General features: G+C 69.1%; 15 protein-coding genes and 1 other RNA gene. 9 read left to right on the top strand and 7 right to left on the bottom strand.

All coding sequences use genetic code 11. The features are described from left to right. Window positions 1–60: 60 nt before the first annotated feature. From pstC to phoR, 6 genes are all read left to right on the top strand, one after another. Complete coding sequence (gene pstC / locus AC07OD_RS15400) at window positions 61–1,080, top strand: phosphate ABC transporter permease subunit PstC (protein WP_218297661.1); 1,020 nt, start codon at window positions 61–63, stop codon at window positions 1,078–1,080. Between the two features lie 43 nt (window positions 1,081–1,123). Then, a complete protein-coding gene (pstA, locus tag AC07OD_RS15395; RefSeq protein WP_218297660.1) occupies window positions 1,124–1,978 on the top strand; it encodes a phosphate ABC transporter permease PstA in 855 nt (284 codons plus the stop codon). 58 nt (window positions 1,979–2,036) lie between these two features. Next, the gene (pstB, locus tag AC07OD_RS15390; protein ID WP_218297659.1) at window positions 2,037–2,819 is read left to right on the top strand and encodes a phosphate ABC transporter ATP-binding protein PstB; all 783 of its coding nucleotides are present in this window, start codon (window positions 2,037–2,039) and stop codon (window positions 2,817–2,819) included. An 11-nt stretch (window positions 2,820–2,830) separates the two neighbouring features. Continuing rightward, a complete protein-coding gene (phoU, locus tag AC07OD_RS15385) occupies window positions 2,831–3,532 on the top strand; it encodes a phosphate signaling complex protein PhoU (protein WP_010457902.1) in 702 nt (233 codons plus the stop codon). 20 nt (window positions 3,533–3,552) lie between these two features. Beyond that, entirely contained in the window at window positions 3,553–4,260 is a 708-nt protein-coding gene (gene phoB, locus AC07OD_RS15380; protein WP_142146933.1) for a phosphate regulon transcriptional regulator PhoB, read from the top strand. 74 nt (window positions 4,261–4,334) lie between these two features. Continuing rightward, on the top strand, window positions 4,335–5,678 hold the full coding sequence (phoR, locus tag AC07OD_RS15375; RefSeq protein ID WP_494597402.1) for a phosphate regulon sensor histidine kinase PhoR: 1,344 nt from the start codon (window positions 4,335–4,337) through the stop codon (window positions 5,676–5,678). Here the strand turns inward: phoR and AC07OD_RS15370 are convergent. From AC07OD_RS15370 to trxA, 5 genes are all read right to left on the bottom strand, one after another. Continuing rightward, entirely contained in the window at window positions 5,632–6,999 is a 1,368-nt protein-coding gene (locus tag AC07OD_RS15370; protein WP_369642785.1) for an MATE family efflux transporter, read from the bottom strand. The two genes, phoR and AC07OD_RS15370, sit on opposite strands and share 47 nt — an antisense overlap. After that, on the bottom strand, window positions 6,999–8,699 hold the full coding sequence (locus tag AC07OD_RS15365) for a hypothetical protein (RefSeq protein WP_494597401.1): 1,701 nt from the start codon (window positions 8,697–8,699) through the stop codon (window positions 6,999–7,001). Before AC07OD_RS15365 ends, AC07OD_RS15370 begins: the two co-directional genes overlap by 1 nt. A 106-nt stretch (window positions 8,700–8,805) precedes the next feature. After that, window positions 8,806–9,060, bottom strand: a complete 255-nt coding sequence (locus AC07OD_RS15360) for a type B 50S ribosomal protein L31 (protein WP_008906759.1) — start codon at window positions 9,058–9,060, stop codon at window positions 8,806–8,808. Between the two features lie 260 nt (window positions 9,061–9,320). After that, the gene (gene rho / locus AC07OD_RS15355; RefSeq protein WP_056067265.1) at window positions 9,321–10,583 is read right to left on the bottom strand and encodes a transcription termination factor Rho; all 1,263 of its coding nucleotides are present in this window, start codon (window positions 10,581–10,583) and stop codon (window positions 9,321–9,323) included. A gap of 274 nt (window positions 10,584–10,857) precedes the next feature. Continuing rightward, a complete protein-coding gene (trxA, locus tag AC07OD_RS15350) occupies window positions 10,858–11,190 on the bottom strand; it encodes a thioredoxin TrxA (RefSeq protein ID WP_218297655.1) in 333 nt (110 codons plus the stop codon). A 109-nt stretch (window positions 11,191–11,299) separates the two neighbouring features. Between trxA and AC07OD_RS15345 the strand changes: the two genes are divergently transcribed. The 3 genes from AC07OD_RS15345 (at window position 11,300) to AC07OD_RS15335 (ending at window position 18,916) form a co-directional block, all read left to right on the top strand. Beyond that, entirely contained in the window at window positions 11,300–13,855 is a 2,556-nt protein-coding gene (locus tag AC07OD_RS15345) for a PD-(D/E)XK nuclease family protein (RefSeq protein WP_494597400.1), read from the top strand. Between the two features lie 165 nt (window positions 13,856–14,020). After that, window positions 14,021–17,515 carry a UvrD-helicase domain-containing protein gene (locus AC07OD_RS15340; RefSeq protein WP_494597399.1) on the top strand — a complete coding sequence of 1,165 codons (3,495 nt, stop codon included), beginning with the start codon at window positions 14,021–14,023 and terminating at the stop codon, window positions 17,513–17,515. 45 nt (window positions 17,516–17,560) lie between these two features. Beyond that, window positions 17,561–18,916 carry a TIGR03862 family flavoprotein gene (locus AC07OD_RS15335; RefSeq protein ID WP_218297652.1) on the top strand — a complete coding sequence of 452 codons (1,356 nt, stop codon included), beginning with the start codon at window positions 17,561–17,563 and terminating at the stop codon, window positions 18,914–18,916. Window positions 18,917–19,060: 144 nt separating this feature from the next. On the opposite strand, the gene AC07OD_RS15330 is transcribed toward AC07OD_RS15335, so the two are convergent. Both AC07OD_RS15330 and ffs read right to left on the bottom strand, forming a co-directional pair. Next, window positions 19,061–19,816 carry a hypothetical protein gene (locus AC07OD_RS15330; RefSeq protein ID WP_494597398.1) on the bottom strand — a complete coding sequence of 252 codons (756 nt, stop codon included), beginning with the start codon at window positions 19,814–19,816 and terminating at the stop codon, window positions 19,061–19,063. 249 nt (window positions 19,817–20,065) lie between these two features. Beyond that, window positions 20,066–20,162, bottom strand: an RNA gene (ffs, locus tag AC07OD_RS15325) — signal recognition particle sRNA small type. Window positions 20,163–20,373 lie beyond the last annotated feature (211 nt).

Below are 20,373 nucleotides of genomic sequence, written 5' to 3'. Positions count from 1 at the left end.
CCCCCATCGGCCGGCTGGTCTGGCTGATGGGTGCTGGTTTGTGGGGCCTCCAGAAGCCAGATGGGAGTCAACATGAGCGTGGGAACCACCATGAGTTCGCAACCTGTGTCCGTCAAGACGACGGATGCCCCCACAGAGTCCATGGTATCGATTGCCAGGCGGCAGCGCCTGCAGGACATCTTTTTCCATCGCCTGACCCAAAGCCTGTCGCTGCTGGTGCTCGCGGCGCTGCTGGGCATCATCGTTTCCCTTTTTGTCTACGCGTGGCCGACATTCCACAAGTTCGGAGTCCAGTTCATCTGGCGCGTGGAATGGGACATCATCAATGAAGAATTCGGTGCCGCAATTGCCATCGTCGGCACCCTGGCGAGCGCCGGCATCGCGCTGCTGATCGCGGTGCCCCTGGCTTTCGGCATCGCCCTTTTCCTCACGGAAACCTGCCCGGTCTGGCTGCGGCGCCCGCTGGGCACGGCGGTGGAACTGCTGGCGGCCGTGCCTTCGATCATCTACGGCATGTTCGGCCTGTTCGTGTTCGCCCCGCTGTTTGCCGACTACTTCCAGATGCCGGTGCAGAAGCTGCTGGGCTCGATGCCGCTGGTGGGCTTCCTGTTTGGCGGCAGCACCAACGGTTTCGGCATCCTGGCCGCCGGCATCGTGCTGGCGTTCATGGTGCTGCCCTTCGTGGCGGCCGTGATGCGCGATGTGTTCGAGATCGTCCCGCCCATCCTGCGCGAGTCGGCCTACGGCCTGGGCTGCACGACCTGGGAGGTGGTGCGCCGCGTCGTGCTGCCCTATACGCAAAAGGGCGTGATCGGCGGCGTCATGCTGGGCCTGGGCCGCGCCCTGGGCGAGACCATGGCGGTGACCTTCGTGATCGGCAATGCCAACCGCATGCCCACTTCGCTGTTTTCGCCAGGGACGTCCATTGCCTCCACGCTGGCCAATGAATTTGGCGAGGCGGCGGATTTCCACCTCTCCACGCTGTTTGCCCTCGGTTTCCTGCTGTTCGTGATCACGTTCGTGGTCCTGTCGGCCGCCAAGATCATGATGCTGCGCGCCGAAAAGGCCAAGGGCCTCTGAGCCCGCGCCGCACTGCCCATGAACCTCCTTTGAGACAAGCTCCATGGAATTCAACCAACAACTCTACAAAAAGCGCCAGCGCTCCAACGCCGTCGGCCTGACCCTGTCCCTGGGCGCGATGGTGCTGGGCCTGTTCGTGCTGCTGTGGATACTGAGCGTGCTGCTGGCCAACGGCCTGGCCGCGCTGGACCTGAACATGTTCACCCAGTCCACGCCGGCACCGGGCTCCGAGGGCGGCGGCCTGGCCAACGCCATCGTCGGCAGCCTCATGATGGTGGGCTTCACCGTGCTGGTATCGACGCCGATCGGTGTTCTGGCGGGCGTGTACCTGGCGGAATACGGCGACCAGAGCAAGACGGCCGAACTCACCCGTTTCGTGACCGACATCATGCTGTCGGCCCCGTCCATTGTGCTCGGGCTCTTCGTCTACGCGATCGCCGTGGCAACGGTGGGCAACTTCTCGGGCTGGGCTGGCAGCCTGGCGCTGTCGCTGATCGCCGTGCCCGTGGTGGTGCGCACCACCGAGAACATGCTGCGCCTGGTGCCCGGCAGCCTGCGCGAAGCGGCCTTCGCGCTCGGCGCGCCGCGCTGGAAGGTGTCCACCATGGTCACCCTGCGCGCCGCGCGCAGCGGCGTGATGACCGGCCTGCTGCTGGCGGTGGCCCGCATCAGCGGCGAGACGGCGCCCCTGCTGTTCACCGCGCTCAACAACCAGTTCTTCAGCACCAACATGAGCGCCCCCATGGCCAACCTGCCGGTGGTGATCTTCCAGTTTGCCCTGAGCCCCTATGAGAACTGGGTGCGCCTGGCCTGGGGCGGTGCCTTGCTCATCACGCTGTCGGTGCTGATCCTCAACGTCGTGGCACGGGTCTTCCTGCGCGAGAAGAACCGCGTCTGACCCCACGCCAGCCCTCCCCATTGCAGATACAGACCGCCTCCATTTTCAGGAATTGACAATGAACGCCACCGCTACCGCCACCGCCAGCAAGAATGCGCTGGAACTGCGCAACCTGAGCTTCTTCTACGGCAAGTTCCAGGGGCTGCGCAATGTCAGTCTTAACATCGCGGAACACAAGGTCACCGCCTTCATCGGCCCTTCGGGCTGCGGCAAGTCCACCCTGCTGCGCACGCTCAACCGCATGTACAGCCTGTACCCGGGCCAGCGTGCGGAAGGCTCGATCAACTTCTACGGCCAGGACATCCTGGACCCCAAGCAGGACATCAACCTGCTGCGCGCGCGCATCGGCATGGTGTTCCAGAAGCCCACGCCGTTTCCCATGTCCATCTACGACAACATCGCCTTCGGCGTGAAGCTCTACGAGACGCTGAGCAAGAGCGAGATGGACGACCGCGTGGAATGGGCTCTGTCCAAGGCGGCGCTGTGGACCGAGGTGAAGGACAAGCTGCACCAGAGCGGCCTGTCCCTGTCCGGCGGCCAGCAGCAGCGCCTGTGCATCGCGCGCAGCGTGGCCGTCAAGCCCTCGGTGCTCCTGCTCGACGAGCCCACCTCGGCGCTGGACCCGCTGTCCACCGCCAAGATCGAAGAGCTGATCGACGAGCTCAAGCACGACTACACCATCGCCATCGTGACGCACAACATGCAGCAGGCCGCCCGCTGCAGCGACTACACCGCCTACATGTACCTCGGCGAAATGATCGAGTTCGGTGCCACCGAACAGATCTTCTTCAAGCCCGAGCGCAAGGAAACCGAAGACTACATTACCGGCCGTTTCGGCTAAGGAGACAGCAGATGCCCGATAAACATCTTTCGTCCCAGTTCGACAGCGAACTCAACAGCGTGTCCGCCCGTGTCATGGAGATGGGGGGGCTGGTGGAATCGCAGATCCGGCAGGCGGTCTACGCGCTGTCCCAGTTCAGCCTGGAGGCCGTGGAGACCGTGGCCTCGATGGAGACCCGCATCAATGCGATGGAGGTCGAGATCGACCAGGAGCTCTCCTCCATCATCGCCCGCCGCCAGCCCACCGCGCGCGATTTGCGCCTGCTGCTGGCCTTCTCCAAGGCCACGGCCAACCTCGAGCGCATGGGCGACGAGGCCAACAAGATGGCGCGCATGGTGCGCTCCATCATCGAAGGCGGCGCCCCGCGTTCGCTGCCGTCGAGCGACCTGCGCGTGGCAGCCGAGCTGGCCTCGGGCCAGCTGCGCAAGACGCTGGACGCGTTCGCGCGGCTGGACGTCAAGGCGGCCGTGGCCATCCTCAAGGAGGATGACCTCATCGACAAGGAATTCGACGGCTTCGTGCGCAAGCTCATCACCTACATGATGGAAGACCCGCGCACCATCTCGCCCAGCCTGGACCTGTTGTTCCTGGCCAAGGCCATCGAGCGCATCGGTGACCATTCCAAGAACGTGGCCGAGCTGATCATCTATCTGGTCAAGGGCAAGGATGTGCGCCACACTGCCCTCGACGAGATCGAGTCGGCCGTGCTGTAAGAAAGGGCTTTGGCACACCTATGAGAAAGCTCCCACGCGTCCTCATCGTGGAGGACGAACCCGCGATTGCCGAGCTGATTGCCGTCAATCTGCGCCACAACGGATTCCAGCCCTTCTGGGCGGAAGACGGCGACTCCGCCCAGCGCGAGCTCGACGCCGTGCTGCCGGATGTCATCCTGCTGGACTGGATGCTGCCGGGCCAAAGCGGCCTGTCGCTGGCCCGCAAATGGCGTGCCGACAGCCGTACCAAGCCCATCCCCATCCTCATGCTCACCGCCCGTGGCGACGAGCCCGACAAGGTGGCGGGGCTGGATGCCGGTGCCGACGACTACATCACCAAGCCATTTTCCACGCAGGAGCTGCTGGCTCGCATCCGCGCGGTGCTGCGCCGCCGTGCGCCCGAGCAGGTCAGCGACAGCGTGACCATCGGCGAGCTGGTGCTGGATGCCGGCACCTACCGCGTGACCTTCCAGGGCCAGCCGCTCAAGGTGGGCCCCACCGAGTTCAAGCTGCTGCACTTCCTGATGAAACACGCCGAGCGCGTGCACAGCCGCTCGCAGCTGCTCGACAAGGTGTGGGGCGACCATGTGTTCATCGAGGAGCGCACGGTGGATGTGCATGTCAAGCGGCTGCGTGAAGCGCTGGGTGCCGCATCCGTCATGGTGGAAACCGTGCGCGGGGCAGGCTACCGGCTCACGGCCCAGCCGCAGGTGCAGTTGCAGGCGTGATGGCGCAGGCCTGATGTTTGGATGGGGTGCACGGGTTGCGCCCCTGGCGTTGATAAGAAGGCTGAGCTGACCGCATGCTGTGGCGTATTTCGTATTTCCTGCTCTGGCAGATGGCGGGTGGTGGCCTGGGATGGTGGCAGGGCGGCCCCTGGGGCGCGGCCCTGGGCGCGGCCTTGGCGGGCTGGGCCTGGTTTGTATGGGACCTGCTGCGCGGTGCCCGCGTGCTGCGCTGGCTGCGCACGGGCGACCTGGCGGAAGTGCCTGCCATGCGCGGCATCTGGGGCGAGGCGGCGGACCGCGCTCGGCGCCTTCTGCGCAGGCAGCAGGCGCAGATCCGCGACAGCCAGGACCGGCTGCAGGAAATCCTGGCGGCGCTGCAGGCCACGCCCAACGGCGTGGTCTTGCTGGATGCGCAGGGCCGGATCGAGTGGTGCAACCAGATGGCGGCCAACCAGTTTGGTTTTGATGCCCAGCGCGATGTGATGCAATCGATCGGCAACCTGGTGCGCGACCCCGAGTTCACGGCCTACTTCGCCGTCCAGGACTTCACCCACGATGTGGTGCTGGAAGGGCGCTTCAGCACGCCCTCGCGGCCCGTGCGCATCTCGGTGCACCTGCACCCCTACGGGGACGGGCGCACCTTGCTGCTGTCGCGCGATGTCACGGCGCTGGAGCAGGCCGAGGCCATGCGGCGTGACTTCGTGGCCAATGTGTCCCATGAGATCCGCACGCCCCTGACGGTGCTGGCCGGTTTCGTCGAGACCCTGCAGACCCTGCCGCTGAATGCCGATGAGCGAGCGCGCTACCTGGGCATGATGGCGCAGCAGGCGCTGCGCATGCAAAGCGTGGTGCAGGACCTGCTGACCCTGTCGCGCCTGGAGGGCAGTCCGCCGCCCGGCATGGCGGAGTGGACGCCCGTGCAGGCGCTGATGCAGCGGTGCGAGGAAGAGGGCCGCGCATTGTCCGCCCTGCTCACGCAGAACCAGCCGCGCCAGCATGTGATGATTTTTCCGGCCGTGGACAGCCTGCGTGCCGAAGGCGATATCGCGGGCGTGCCCGCCGAGCTGCAGAGCGCGCTGTCCAACCTCATCAGCAACGCCGTGCGCTACACGCCCGCGGGCGGATCGATCACGGTGGCCTGGCAGCGCAAGGAGGACGGCCGTGCCGTCTTCTCGGTGCAGGACACGGGGCCGGGCATCGCGCCGGAACACCTGCCGCGCCTGACGGAGCGTTTTTACCGCGTGGACCGCAGCCGTTCCCGCGAGACCGGCGGCACGGGCCTGGGACTGGCCATCGTCAAGCATGTGCTGCAGCGGCACGGCGCCACGCTGGACATCTCCAGCACCCTGGGCAAGGGCTCGGTGTTCGCGGTCACCTTCCCGGCGAACCGGTTGCGTGTTTTCTCGCTGCCGGATTGACCGCACGCCAGAGCATCGCCAGGAACAGCGCGGCCGTCGCGACCAGCGCCGCTGCGCTCGCGGCCCAGAAAGGCGTAGGCGATGGCTCAGCGGCCCACGGCCCCAGGCCACGATAGGCCAGCAGGTAGCCGCCCCCCAGGCCGGCGCCCCACAGCAGCACGCAATACACCACCAGCGGCGCCACCGTGATGCGGTAGCAGCGCAGCACGAAGACGCACAGTGTCTGCAGCGCATCGGCCGCGTGGTAGGCGGCCACCCACACCATGACCCCTCCCGTCAGGGCCACCACGCCGGTGTTGCCGGAGTACACGCCTCCAATCTGGTCTTTTGCTATTAATAATATAGCTGCCAGCGCAATACCGATAAGCGCTGAGAGCTTGAAACCTATGAAAACCACCTGGCGTGCCCGCGCAGGTTCGCCCGCCCCCAGCCAGTAGCTGACGCGGGCGCTGGTGGCGATCGCCAGCGACAGCGGCACCATGTAGAGCACGGCCGCCACATTGGCCGCAATCTGGTGGGCCGCCGACGCCGTGGTGCCCTGGCGCGCGATGAACAAGGCCATCAGCGTGAACGAGGTCACCTCGACCATGACCGCGAGCCCGGCCGGGATGCCCAGCCGGGCAAAGCCCGCGATGGTGGGCCAGTGAGGGGGTTCCATGCGGCGCCAGATGCGCAGGGGCCCATAGAGATCCTGGGTGCGCAGCAGCCAGACCGCCACCGCGAGCATGCTGCAGTTGACCACCAGCGTGGCCCAGGCGCATCCGACCACGCCCAGCGCGGGCAGCCCGCCGCCGCCGAAGGTGAACCAGACCGACAGGGGCAGCTTCACGAGCAGCGATCCCACCTGCAGCCAGGTCACCAGCTGGGGGCGTCCCAGGGCCTGGTTCAGGGTACTGTAGATCCGAAAGAGCAGGGCGGGTGGCAGCGCCAGGGCCAGCACGGCCAGGTAGCTCTCCACCTCGGTGCGCAGGGCGGGGGGCACCTCGGTCCAGCGCAGCAGGGGCCCCGGCGACAGCAGGATGGCCATTCCCAGCAGCGATGCCGCCCCGCACAGGTACAGCGCCTGCCGCAGGGAGCGGCCCAGGGCGTCCGTCTGCCGGGCGCCGCGCTGCTCAGCCCATACCGGCAGCAGGGCCTGCAGAATCCCGATCAGCGCCACATACACGCTGATGAAGATGGCCGAACCCACTGACAGCGCGGCCAGCGAGGATTCCGCATGGCGCCCGGCAACGATGGTGTCCGTGACACCAAAGGCCATCACGGCCAGCTGCCCCGCCAGCACCGTCACCGCGTGGCGCGAGATGCCCGACAGTTCGGACATCAGCGCGCAGGCCCTGCGCGGCGAAACACCAGGAGGTGGTCGTTCTTGTCGGTGGGGCGGGGAATGGTGGCCCGGGCTTCCCAGCGCGCCGCGTTGACCATGCGCTCGGAAGGCGGCCAGGACGCGATGTCTGCCACCAGCCAGTCGCACTCGTCCTGCAGTCCCGCCCGCTGGAGCGAAAGGCCGCCGTGGTACTGCAGTGCCGCCACCTGGGCGCGGTTCAATCCCACAGTCTGCACGCAGCCCGGTGCCGGCCCGAGTGCCGCCATCACGCTGCGAACCTGGGGCCGGTAACTGCGGGCGTAGTCCAGAAGCGGCAGCCACAGCGTCATGAGCAGCAGCCAGCCCAGCGCCGCGCCGCCGGCGGGCAGCACCAGGCTTTTCCAGATCGGGGCCCGGTCGCGCGAAGCGCGCCACCAGACCAGGCTGCACCAGCCCACGGTGGCCGCCAGGGCCACGACCAGGGCCAGCGCGGAGAACTCCGGCACGAAGCCGGGGGCCAGCTTGGCCACATTGGCGGCGGGCTTGGCGGGAAACCCCGTCTGCATGGCGATCCAGATGACCCAGATCGCCAACGCCGATACCGTGAAGAACAGCAGCGTGAACCAGTCGATCAGGGCGCCCACGCTGCGGCGCAGCGTGGGCAGCGCGAAGGCCGCCAGCGCGGCCATGGCGGGCAGGCCCAGCAGCAAGGCCCGGTCGGCGGGCTGGGTGGTGGCGGTGGCGGCGACGGATACCGCCACAAACCACAGCGGAAGCAGCAGGTGCCGGTGCCCCTGGCGGCTGACGATCTGCTTGCGCCAGCGCCACAGGGTCCACAGGGCCAGGGGCCAGGCGGGCCATCCAAACCACAGCAGCAGCCGTGCCAGGCTCTGCCACTCCTTGCCCCCGGAGCCGGAGCCCACGATCCGCCAGCGCCAGAGGTCCAGGCCCCAGGCCAGCAGCGCCGCCGCCAGCGTGACCGCCGCGAGGGCCAGCGCCCACCGCAGGCGGCGGTCAGAACCGCTGCCGGGCGCATACACCACCACCGCCATGCTGCCCAGCCCGAGCAGGGCCGCGAGCGCGGGAGCCCCGGCCAGCGTCAGGCCAGCCATGCCGGCGACAAGCGCCACGGCGGGCGCGACCGTGCGGTGCGGCATGGCAGCCACCGCGAAGAAGAGCAGCGCCGTGCAACTGAGCTGCGCCAGGTAGCTCGTCACCTCATGCGACAGCTGCGCCAGGCCCAGGCAGGCAATCAGGGCCAGCAGGCCGCCATCGGCGATGGCGCGGGCATAGTCGGGCGGGTTGGCTTCGCCGCCGAAGGCGAAGGCCACGGGCTGGGCCCCCGGGCTGCGCGCGAGGTAGTACACGGCATACCAGGTGGCGGTCAAGGTGATCGCCAGCAGGGCCGCGAACGGAAAACGCACGGCCATCTCGGCGGACACCCACTGCGGCGCCAGCTGGATGGCCCACGCCCCCAGCCAATACGGAAGCAGCCCCTCGGTTTCCGGCGGCATGCCCCCGAGCAAGGGGCTGAGCCACGGAGTACGCCCCTGTGCCAGCTCCAGCATGTACCCAAATGCCGTGACATCCGCGCTTTTCCAAGGATCGCGCCCGATGAAGCCCGGCACGACGTAGGCGATGCACAGCAGCATCAGCGCCCAGCGTGGAAGGGGGCTGACGGCGTTCTGGGTGACGATGGCGGGGGTCGGTGGATTCACGCGTCAGGGGGCGGCAAAAACGGAGCCACCGAGAATAAAGGCAAAAGCATAGAAAAAGGCAGCGCGGTTGCCCGGGCTGCCTTTGTGGCGGAGCGCAGAAGGCGAATTACTTCGCTGCGGTCTTGCCGAAACGGTTGCGGAAGCGCTCGACGCGGCCACCCATGTTGTCCACGGACTTTTGCGTGCCGGTGTAGAAGGGGTGCGATTCAGAGGAGGTGTCCAGCTTGAACAGCGGGTATTCCTTGCCTTCGAAGGTTTCCATTTCCTTCGTGTTCACGCACGAACGGGTCACGAACTTGAAACCGTTGGACAGGTCCGAGAACAGGACTTCGCGGTAGTTGGGGTGAATGCCTTCTTTCATGATCAATCCTTGTCAAGTGCGGGAGCCGTGCTGAACCCGGTGCAACCTTTGCGCCGTGGAACATCCAGCGTACTTTCCGCAGAAAAAGCCCTCTATTATGGCACAGGGCGAATACGTGTCTTCTTCAACGTCGCTGCGCATCCGTCACAGCGATGGAAACCGGCGCGGCCCAAGCCCAGTGCCACCGTGGAACTGGCTCTGCCAGGCCACGGGTGGCGTCCCCCTCCGGGGGAAGGCGCCGAAGGCGACTCAGGGGGGGCTTACCCGCCTCGTCGCATCATGTCGAAGAAGTCCACATTGGTCTTGGTGGCCTTCATGTTCTTGATCATGAGCTCCATGGACTCGATCTCGTCCATGTTGTACATGAACTGGCGCAGGATGCGGGTCTTTTGCAGGATCTCGGGCGCCAGCAGCAGCTCTTCGCGGCGGGTGCCGCTCTTGTTGAGCTCGATGGCCGGGAACACGCGCTTTTCGTACAGGCGGCGGTTCAGGTGGATCTCGCAGTTGCCGGTGCCCTTGAATTCTTCAAAGATCACTTCGTCCATGCGGCTGCCGGTGTCGACCAGCGCGGTGGCGATGATGGTGAGCGAGCCACCTTCCTCGACCTTGCGCGCCGCGCCGAAGAAGCGCTTGGGGCGCTGCAGCGCGGCGGCGTCCACACCACCGGACAGCACCTTGCCGCTCGACGGCACGACGTTGTTGTAGGCGCGGGCCAGGCGGGTGATGGAGTCGAGCAGGATCACCACGTCCTTCTTGAGCTCGACCAGGCGCTTGGCGCGCTCGATCACCATCTCGGCCACGTGCACGTGGCGCGCGGCCGGCTCGTCGAAGGTGGAGGCGATGATCTCGCCCTTCACCGTGCGCTGCATTTCGGTCACTTCCTCAGGGCGCTCGTCCACCAGCAGCACCATCAGGTGCACGTCGGGGTTGTTGGCCGTGATGGCGTGGGCGATGTGCTGCATCATCACCGTCTTGCCGCTCTTGGGCGGGGCGACGATCAGCGCGCGCTGGCCGCGGCCGATGGGCGCGATGATGTCGATGATGCGGCCGGTGATGTTCTCTTCGCTCTTGACGTCGCGCTCCAGGCGCATCTGCTCCTTGGGGAACAGGGGCGTCAGGTTTTCGAACATCACCTTGTGCTTGTTCTGCTCGGGCGGGCCGTCGTTGACCTTGTCGAGCTTGGTCAGGGCAAAGTAGCGCTCGCCGTCCTTCGGGGTGCGCACTTCGCCTTCGATCATGTCGCCGGTGTGCAGGTTGAAGCGGCGCACCTGGCTGGGGGAGATGTAGATGTCGTCCGTGCTCGCCGTGAAGCTCGTGTCCGGGCTGCGCAGGAAGCCGAAGCCGTCCGGCAGGATTTCCAGCACCCCGTCCGCGAACACCTGCTCTCCCGCCTTGGCGCGCTTCTTGATGATGGCAAACATCAGCTCCTGCTTGCGCATCCGGCCCGTGTTTTCGATTTCGAGTTCTTCGGCCTGCTTCAGGACTTCAGACACGTGCAGTGCCTTGAGTTCGTTTAAGTGCATGGAATGACTCCTTGGCGGAGCTGGTATGAATCTTGGGGGAGGAGGGCTGGTGCCGGATGGGCTGCTGTTTGCAGGTCCGGCTTGCCGGGGATCTCGGTCCGGCTGCCAATGCGTGCAGGCCGGTGATCTGGGGGAATTATGACAGGAAAAAAAGCAGGGGATTCACGCGGGCCGGATTCGGTGGGCGCCGGGCTGGCGGCCCGGGCCATGCGCCTTCATCAAGAAAGCCCCGCATGCCGGGTGATCGCGTGCGGGGCCGGGGCTGGGCCGTCGGTCAGGCCAGTTGCTGGTCGATGAAGGCGGTCAGCTGTGCCTTGCTCATGGCGCCCACTTTCGTGGCGGCCAGCTGGCCATCCTTGAACAGCATCAGCGTGGGGATGCCGCGGATGCCGAACTTGGCGGGAATCTCGCGGTTCTCGTCCACGTTCATCTTGGCGATCTGCAGCTTGCCCTGGTAGGTGCCCGCGACTTCGTCCAGGATGGGGGCAATCATTTTGCAGGGGCCGCACCATTCGGCCCAGTAGTCCACCAGCACGGCGGTGCCGGGTTTCAGCACGTCGGCTTCAAAGCTGGCGTCAGAGACATGTTTGATGAGTTCGCTGGCCATGGCGGATTCCTTGTTTTTGAGCGGGTTGTGACCGGTGTACGTTTAAAGTCTGGGCATTGTGACAGAAACCAATCCCACGTTCACCGGTGTGGCCGGGCCCTGCGACGCTATGACTGTCATAGCGAAAAGCGATCAGTGCGCAGCCCTGGTGCCCCTGTGGCGGCGCGTGCTGGGACAGGTGGCCGGGCACTTGCGCCAGCAGGGCGCGCATCCCGCGCGCACGGTGGTGCTGGTCCCCTATGCCCAGCTCATGCCGTGGGCGCAGCGCTATTGGGCCCTGTTCCATGCGGACGGTTTTGCTCCCCGGTTTGAAACAACGCGCAACTGGGCACGGCAGCTGGCGGCGTTCGTGCCCCTGGGCGACGACCTGGCCGGGGATGTGGCGCGCGACACCTTGACGGCGCGGGCGCTGCTGGACCGCGCGGGCCTTTCGGCCCAGCGCGACGTGCTGGCCGCGCCGCTGCAGGAGGCCGCGGCGCAGCTGGCGACCGTGGTGGCCGCGGTGCCGCCCGCGCAGCGGCCAGCATGGGCCGCGCATGCGCGCGGCCTGCTGCCCGAGGCCGATGGCGCCTCGGCGCTGCGCTTCGAGGCCGTCGTGGCGCGCATTGCGCTCGAATGGGTGCTTGCCTCGCGCCATGCCACCGATGTGCTGTTCGAGGCCGGCGTGCGGGAGTCCGTGGACGCGCTGGTGGTGCTGCACGGGTTCCAGGCAGAACCCCTGGCGCAGGCCTTGCAGAACCACTGGGGCGACAAGGCCACGGCCCTGGCGCTGCCTCCCGGGCCTGGCGATCCAGGTCCCATGGGGCGGGTCGCGCTGCATGCCGCGCAGGATGCCGAGGACGAAGCCCAGCGGGCCGCCGCCTGCGTGCTGGCGCATGTGGCGGCGGGCCGCACACCGGTGGCGCTGGCGGCCAACGACCGGGCTCTCACGCGCCGCATTGGCGCGCACCTGGCAAGCTCGGGCGTGGCGGTGCGCGACGAAAACGGCTGGACGCTGTCCACCACCCGCGCCGCCGCGCAGCTGATGGCCGCACTCAAGGCCTGCGCATGGGATGCCCATGCGGATGAAGTGCTCGACTGGCTCAAGCACGCCCCCGCCGTGGCGGCGCCAGCGCTCGATGCGCTCGAGCGCGCGCTGCGCAAGGCCCCGGTGGCGAACTGGGCCGGTGCGGCGCAGCGCGACTGGTCCGGCAAGCCGGCCCTGGCGCAGTGCGTGGCGCTCGCGCAGGGCTGGCGTGAGGGCCTGCGCGCGCCCCGCCCGCTGGCGCAGTGGCTGCAGGCCCTGCGCCTGCTGCTGCAGGCCAGCGGCCAGTGGGCGCAACTGGAGGCGGATGACGCGGGCGCCCGCGTGCTGGCCGCGCTGCGCCTGCAGGCGGGGCAGGAGGCCGAGCTCGACGGCTGGGACAGCGCGGGGCGGCCCATGGCGCTCGCCGAATTCACGCGCTGGGCCAGCGAGGTGTGCGAGGCCGCGCGCTACGTGCCGGCCCTCGCGGGCGATGCGCCCGTGGTCGTCCTGCCCCTGCCGCAGCTGCTAGCACGGCCGTTTGCAGCGCTCGTGCTGCCCGGGTGCGACGAAAAACGCCTCCAGTCGTCACCGGAGCCCACGGGCGACTGGACCACGGCCCAGCGCGAGGCCTGGGGCCTGCCCACGCGCGGATCGCTCGAGGCCGCCCAGCGCGCGGCCTGGCACTACGCCCTGCAGACACCCGAGGTGGATGTGCTGTGGCGAACGGGCGACGAAGGTGGCGAGCCCCTGCTGGCCAGCGCGCTGGTGCTGGCGCTGCACCTGGATGGCGCCGCCCGCCCTGGCACCGATGGGCGCCGCGCGCGCACCGTGCCGGCCGCGCCCACCCCGCGCCCCGGGCCCGACGGGAGTGCCCTGCCTGTCCAGCGCCTGTCGTCCACGGCCTATTCCGACCTGCGGCATTGCCCCTACCGCTTCTTTGCGCTGCGCCAGCTGGGCCTGCAGGAGGCCGACGAGCTGGCCGCCGAGGTGGACAAGCGCGACTTCGGCAACTGGCTGCACGCGGTGCTGCAGCACTTCCATGAGGCGCTGCTGGCCGAGCCGACGGACGACGCGGGCGGGCGCGCGGCGCGCATGGACAGCGCCGCGCAGGCCGTCACGCTGGAGCAGGGCCTGGGGGAGGGCGACTTCCTGCCGTTCGCCGCAGGCTGGCCGCAGGTGCGCGATGGCTATCTGCGCTGGCTTGTGCAGCATGAGCAGTCTGGGGGGCACTTCCGGCAGGCCGAGGTGCAGACCACCCAACCGCTGGGCGCCCTGCAGCTGGTGGGCACCATCGACCGCATCGACGCCGTCTCCTCCACCGGCGAGCCCACGCCATTGGTCATCGACTACAAGACCGAGAACGACACCGTCACGCGCAAGCGCATCGGCGCGGGCGCGGAAGACACCCAGCTCGCGTTCTACGCCGCCTTGCTGAGCCACGACACGCTGCGCGCCGCCTATGTGAACGTGGGCGAGCGGGGCGAGACCCAGATGCACGAACAGGAAGAGGTGGTGCACCTGCGCGACCTGCTGGTGGAGGGCATCCAGCACGACTTTGAGCGCATTGCCGCGGGCGCGCCGATGCCCGCCCTGGGCGAGGGCGCCGTGTGCGACTACTGCGCCGCACGCGGACTGTGCAGAAAAGACTTCTGGACATGAAGAGGAACACCCCCCTGAGCCGCTTCGCGGCTTCCTGCCTCTCCCGGCTGCGCCGGGAGGGGGAACGATGCCAGCGCGGCGGGGCGGCCCTTGCGCGGCATCCCCCGCCTGGACGCGCGCCGGTTTTGCCGATCCCCGGCAGCCAGGGCGCGGTGGATCATGAGAATGACTGAACAAGCCGCCTACGAACACAACGGCCGTCCCGTCTCCCGCGAGGCCTTCTACGCCATCGCCTGCGACCCCGCGCGCAGCGTGGCGGTGGAGGCCTGCGCGGGCGCGGGCAAGACCTGGATGCTGGTGTCGCGCATGCTGCGTGCCTTGCTCGATGGCGCCGCGCCGCACGAGATCCTGGCCATCACCTTCACCAAGAAGGCGGCCGGTGAAATGCGCCAGCGCCTGCAGGAATGGCTCGAAGCCTTTGCCCAGGCTCCCCTGGAAGACCTCACCCGCGAGCTGGTTGCCAGAGGAATCAGCCCCGAGCGCGCTCAGGACAAGCGCGAGGCGTTACAAATTTTATACCGCCAGATGCTGGCCAGCGGCCGCCCGGTGCAGATCCGCACCTTCCACAGCTGGTTTGCCGCGCTGCTGGGCACGGCCCCGCTGGCGCTGCTGCAGGCGCAGGGCCTGCCGGCCAACTTCGAACTGCTCGAAGACGATGCCGAAGCCGTGCGCGAGGTGTGGGCCCCGTTCCTGCACACCGTGGCCACCAGCGCCGGCCTGCGGGCCGACTACGAGGCCGTGGTGGCCCGCCACGGCCGCTCGCAGACCCACAAGGCGCTGGCGGCGGCGCTGGCCAAGCGCGTGGAATTCGACCTGGCCGACGCGGCGGGCGTGCTCGATGCCTCGGTGCCTTCCTTTCAGGCGCACTGCCCGGAACTGGCGGGACTGGATGAGCCCGCCGGCGCGCTGCAGGGCGATGCCTGCCACCAGCGCTGGCTGGCGCGCGCCAGGGCGCTGGGGGCCGAGACCAACAAGACGCCCCAGAAGGCGGCGGACGCCATCGTGGACGCGCTGGCCTGCGGCGACCCGAACCTGCGCCTGGACCTGCTGCGCAAGGCGATGTTCGTGGCCAAGGAAGATAGGCTGTCCAAGAACCTCGAGAAGTTCGCAGCCGCCCAGGAGGCCGAGCCCGAACTGCAGCGCCTGCTGCTGGCGCGGCGCCAGCACGAGGCCTGGCAGCACCAGCAGCGCATGGCCCGCCTGGCACGCTGCCTGATCGGCGAATTTGCCGCCGTGAAGAACCGGCACGGCTGGGTGGACATGAACGACGTGGAGCGCACGGCGCTGGTCATGCTGTCCGATCCCATCCTCTCGGGGTGGGTGCAGGAGCGGCTCGATGCGCGCGTGCGCCACCTGCTGGTCGACGAGTTCCAGGACACCAACCCGCTGCAGTGGCAGGCGCTGCACGCCTGGCTGTCGGGCTATGCGGGTTCGGGCGGCGGCGCCAGCGGCCAGACGCCGCCCAGCGTGTTCATCGTGGGCGACCCCAAGCAGAGCATCTACCGTTTTCGCCGCGCCGAGCCACAGGTGTTCATCGCCGCGCAGGCCTTCGTGCGCCATGGGCTCGCGGGCGACCTGCTCAGCTGCGACCACACGCGCCGCAACGCCACGGGCGTGATCGCCGCCGTGAACCACGTCATGGGCACCGCCCAGGCGCAGCACGAGACCAGCGGCTTTCGCGACCACACCACCGAGTCCAGGGACCCCGGCGTGCTGCTGCGCCTGCCCGCCATCCTGCCGCCGGATGCCGGCAGCGGCGGCGCGGGCGCGGACCCTTTCGCCTGGCGCGACAGCCTGACCGAGCCCCGCCACGAGGCCGAGGAAACCCAGCGCATGCGCGAATGCACACAGGCCGCCGCGTGGGTGGCGGCGCAGATCGCGCAGGGCACGCCGCCCCACGAAGTGCTGGTGCTGGCCCGCAAGCGCGACCGGCTCGCCGCCCTGCAGGAGGCCCTGCGCGCCCTGCACCTGCCCTGCGTGCAGCCCGAGAAGGCCGACCTGTTCGACGCGCCCGAGGTGCAGGACATCGTGGCGCTGCTCGATGCGCTGGTGTCCACCGGGCACGACCTTTCCCTGGCACGGGCACTCCGCTCGCCCCTGTTTGGCTGCGGCGACGAGGCCCTGGTGGCCCTGGCGCTGCTGCGCCGCCAGCCGGAACACGCTGCCTGCAGCTGGTTTGATTTGCTACAGAAAAGTGAGCTGCTACCGCTTGAAATGAAAGCGCTGGGGCCCGTTTTGGCTCAATACAGGGCCTGGGTGGATGGCCTGCCCCCGCACGACGCGCTGCACGCCATCTACCAGCACGCCGATGTGCTGGCCCGCTTCGCGGCGGCCGCCCCCGCCGCGCAACGCACCGCGGTGCAGGCCAATCTGCGCGCCTTGCTGTCGGCCGCGCTGCAGCACGACGGCGGCCGCTACCTCACGCCCTACGCCTTTGTGCGTGCCATGAAAAAGGGCGGCGTGCGCGCGCCGGGCCGGGTGGATGCGCAGGCGGTGCGCCTGCTCACCGTGCACGGCGCCAAGGGGCTGGAGGCGCGCTGCGTGCTGCTGCTGGACACCGACACCCGCCCCCAGAAGGCCGAGACCATGGGCGTGCTGGTGGACTGGCCCGGCGAGCAGGCCGTGCCCAGGGCCTTCGTCTTCCTGGCCAGCGAATCGAACCCGCCGCCCAGCGCCGTGGAAGTGCTGGCCGCCGAGCAGCAGGCCCGCCAGCGCGAAGAGCTGAACATGCTCTACGTGGCGATGACGCGGGCCAAGCACTGCCTGGCGCTGTCCAGCGTGCAGCCAGCCGCATCCGCGCCGGGCAGCTGGTGGAACCGCCTGGCGCCGCTGGCGGCCGAGATCGCCGTGCAGGAGGGCCCTGGCGCGCCCGGGGGCGAAGCCCTGGCCGGGCCGGGCCGCCACGATCACTTCATGTTGGCGGAGCTGCCGCCGCTGCCGGAGCACCTGCGCGCGGCACCCGCCGCGGGGCCGGTGGATGCCGACCGGGCCGCCGACCCCGGCGATGCCACGGCTGCCTCCACGCCGCAGTCCCGGCTGGGCGAGGCCATGCACCAGCTGCTGGAGCAGGCGGGCGTGGCGGGGGCCCCGCTGATGGAGCTGCGCGCCCAGGGCTGGCCGCCCGCGCGGGTGGCGCGGCTGGCGCGGGATTTCGACATCACCATCGCGGCCGCGCGGCACGCCGCGCTGACCGCGCAGCGCATCCTGGCGGGCGAAGGCGCCTGGGCCTGGGAGGCGTCGGCCGTGGACACCGCCATCAACGAGGCGCCCTTGCGCTACCAGGGTCTGAGCCTGCGGCTGGACCGCCTGGTGCATTGCCACCAGCCGCCCGAACGCGCTGGGTGGTGGGTGCTGGACTACAAGAGCGCGGCCGAGCCCGAGCGCCAGCCCGCGCTGCTGGCCCAGCTGCAGCGCTACCGCAGCGCCGTGCAGGGGCAGACGCCCGGCGAGCGCGTGCGCGCGGCCTTCCTCACGGGCGACGGGCGCCTCGTGCCCGTGCCCGACGCCGTGCCTGCCGGGCCCGATGCAGTGCAGGGCGCAGAGGCCGCGCTGCGGCATACTCTCGCCCCCGCCGCGCAGGTACCCGGGGCCGTGCCGCCGCCGCTGCCCCTGCCGCGGGGACCCGGCCCCGACGATTCGCCCCAGGGTTCCCTGTTCTGACGCTTTTTTTCCCGATTGCCGGCCTCCCATCCAAAGGTTTTCCCCATGAATGTTTCCCTTCCTCCCGCCCCCGACGACGTGGCCGGCCTGCACTGCGACGTCGCCATCGTGGGCGGAGGCCCCGCCGGGCTCATGGCCGCCGAAGTGCTGGCGCAGGCGGGCGTGGCGGTGCATCTGTTCGACGCCATGCCCTCGGTGGGGCGCAAGTTCCTGCTGGCGGGCAAGGGGGGGCTGAACCTCACGCATTCCGAACCCCATGCGCCGTTCGCCGCCCGGTTTGCGGAGCGCCAGCCGCAGGTCGAGCCCTGGCTCACCGCGTGGGGCGGGCCCGAGATCCGCGCCTGGGCGCAGGGGCTGGGGGTGGAGACCTTCGTGGGCACCTCGGGCCGGGTCTTTCCGGCCGACATGAAGGCCGCCCCGCTGCTGCGCGCCTGGCTGCAGCGCCTGCGGGGGCAGGGCGTGGTGTTCCACATGCGCCGCCGCTGGCTGGGCTGGGCGGACGATGGCGCGCTGCGCTTCGCCGCGCCGTCGGGCGAGGAGCGGGTGCAAGCGCGCGCCGTGGTGCTGGCGCTCGGGGGCGGCAGCTGGGCGCGCCTCGGCTCGGACGGCGCCTGGGTGCCCCTGCTGGCCGGGCGTGGGCTTGCCGTGGCGCCGCTGCGCCCCGCCAACTGCGGTTTCGACGTGCTTCGTGGCGATGTGCCTGCGGGCGAGACGCGCCGCGCGTTCCTGCAGGAGCTCATCGGCCGCACACCTGCTCCCGCCACGGGCTGGACGCCCCACTTCGCCGGGCGGTTCGCGGGCCAGCCGTTCAAGACGGTGGCATTGGCGTTCACCGACAGCCAGGGCCGCGCCTTCAGCCGCCGGGGCGAGTTCGTGGCCACGGCCACGGGCGTGGAGGGCAGCCTGGTCTATGCCGCATCGCACCTGCTGCGCGACGAGATCGAGGCCCACGGCCATGCCACTTTTCACCTGGATCTGCTGCCCGACCACACGCCCGAACGCGTGCTGGTGGAGGTGCGCCATCCACGCGGGTCGCGCTCGCTGTCCAGCCATCTCAAGAGCCGCCTGGGGCTGGACGGCATCAAGGCCGGCATCCTGTACGAGCACCTGGGCAAGGACGGGATGAACGACCCCGTGGCGCTGGCCCACGCGATCAAGGCGCTGCCCGTCACGGTGGTCGCCGCGCGGCCGCTGGACGAGGCCATCAGCACTGCGGGCGGCGTGGCTTTTGACGCGCTCGATGCCCGCCTCATGGCCACCGCCGCGCCCGGCGTGTTCTGCGCGGGGGAGATGCTCGACTGGGAAGCCCCCACCGGCGGCTACCTGCTCACGGCTTGTCTGGCGAGTGGTCGCGTGGCCGGGCACGGCGCGCTGGACTGGATTCGCCAACGCGGGGTGTAGCTTTCGGCGGCTCCTTCATCCAGATGGCAGTTCCCTTCGGCGTTCAAAACTGACACGCCGCCACCGCCACCGTGGATCCGGCTGCGCCGGTCCACCGGAGGCGTCCCCCCCGGGGGGAAGACGCCGAAGGCGGCTCAGGAGGGCTCAAAACTTGGCGCGGTAATACAGCATCGGACCGCCCTTGCGCGCCCGCAGCACCAGGCGCGATCCGCCCTGCAGCTGCACGCCGATGGCGCCAAACTCGGGCACCAGCCCCCGGGTGCGGGAGGAGGCCCATTGCACCTCCACCCGGGTTCCATACATCGGCGGCTGCGACTGCCAGATCATGCCCATCGCGTCCTGGGGCTGGCCTGCCGGGAGAGGCCGTGTCCAGGCGGAAATGTCCAGATGGCGCCCGCTGTCCAGGCGGGACCGCCAGCGAACCCCGAGGTCCAGGCTGGCGGGGGGCAGGGCGCCGCCCGCCAGGGGGGCGCCAGCGGCCGAGGGCGCCGGCGCGCTCATGCCCAGCGACAGCCCGAATCGGCCCCCGCTATCGGACGTTTCGGGCGTGAGCCAGCGCGTCACGCCGATGTGCTGCGTGCTGTTGAAGCTGCTGCCCGGCTGGGCCGCTCCCGAGGTGGCCCATGGCGGGGCCGTCTCGCCCAGGCTGGGCAGCTCGACGCTGTGGACCTCATACGCGGCGGAAAGGCGGGCCGTTTCCTGCTCCAGGCTGGCCCGCGCCTCGTCGGCGAACTGGGAGTCGGCTCCCCAGGCCGCGCCCGCGACGGCCAGGCACAGCCAGCCCACCACCGGGCGCCCGGGCAGCATGCGGGCCAGGGCTTGCGGCCGGCGCGCACGCGCCGGCAAGGCGCGCCGGTAACGGAAGGAAAAAATCACTTGCGCAGTCAGGGGGGTTGACATGGCGGCACCCGATGAAAAGAAAGGATGAAGCGATGCAACAAAGTGTGCGCCTGCCGCCCGGTGCGGCGCAATCCCGAAAGCCGCAAAACAGCGTGGGAAAGGACTGACATGCGCTCGCGCCGCGTGCCTGTGCGCGCAGGAGGCGGCCAGCACATGCCACGAAGGGGAACGGGGTGGGGGAGGGGATGCGCGACAACACCGCGCCAGGAATGCCGCTCGCGGGCACGCCGCGCAGGCAAGAAAAGAGAAGTTGACGAGCCTTACCCCCGGCACTGGCTCCACAGTTAGGGCTGCTTGGTTCCCCACCTGACCCGGTTGGCCGCTTCACCATGCGGGGAGGCCCGTCAGGATGGGATTCTACCTCCTGAACAGGACGCCATTTTTTACTCCTCTCGAATGGCCTGCAATTGCAAAGGGCGACGACGCCAGCGCGGCGTTGCCCACGCCAGGGGCGGCCCCTGGGCGGCATCCCTGGCGTGGGCGCGCGAGCCGGTATCGGGCGGCGCAGGGCTTTCGCGGATGGCGGGCCGCGGCACCCAGACCCGGTACGCCATGGG

The sequence above is a fragment of the Acidovorax sp. GW821-FHT10E03 genome, assembly GCF_059415205.1.
This window is presented reverse-complemented; position numbering and strand designations above follow the sequence as displayed.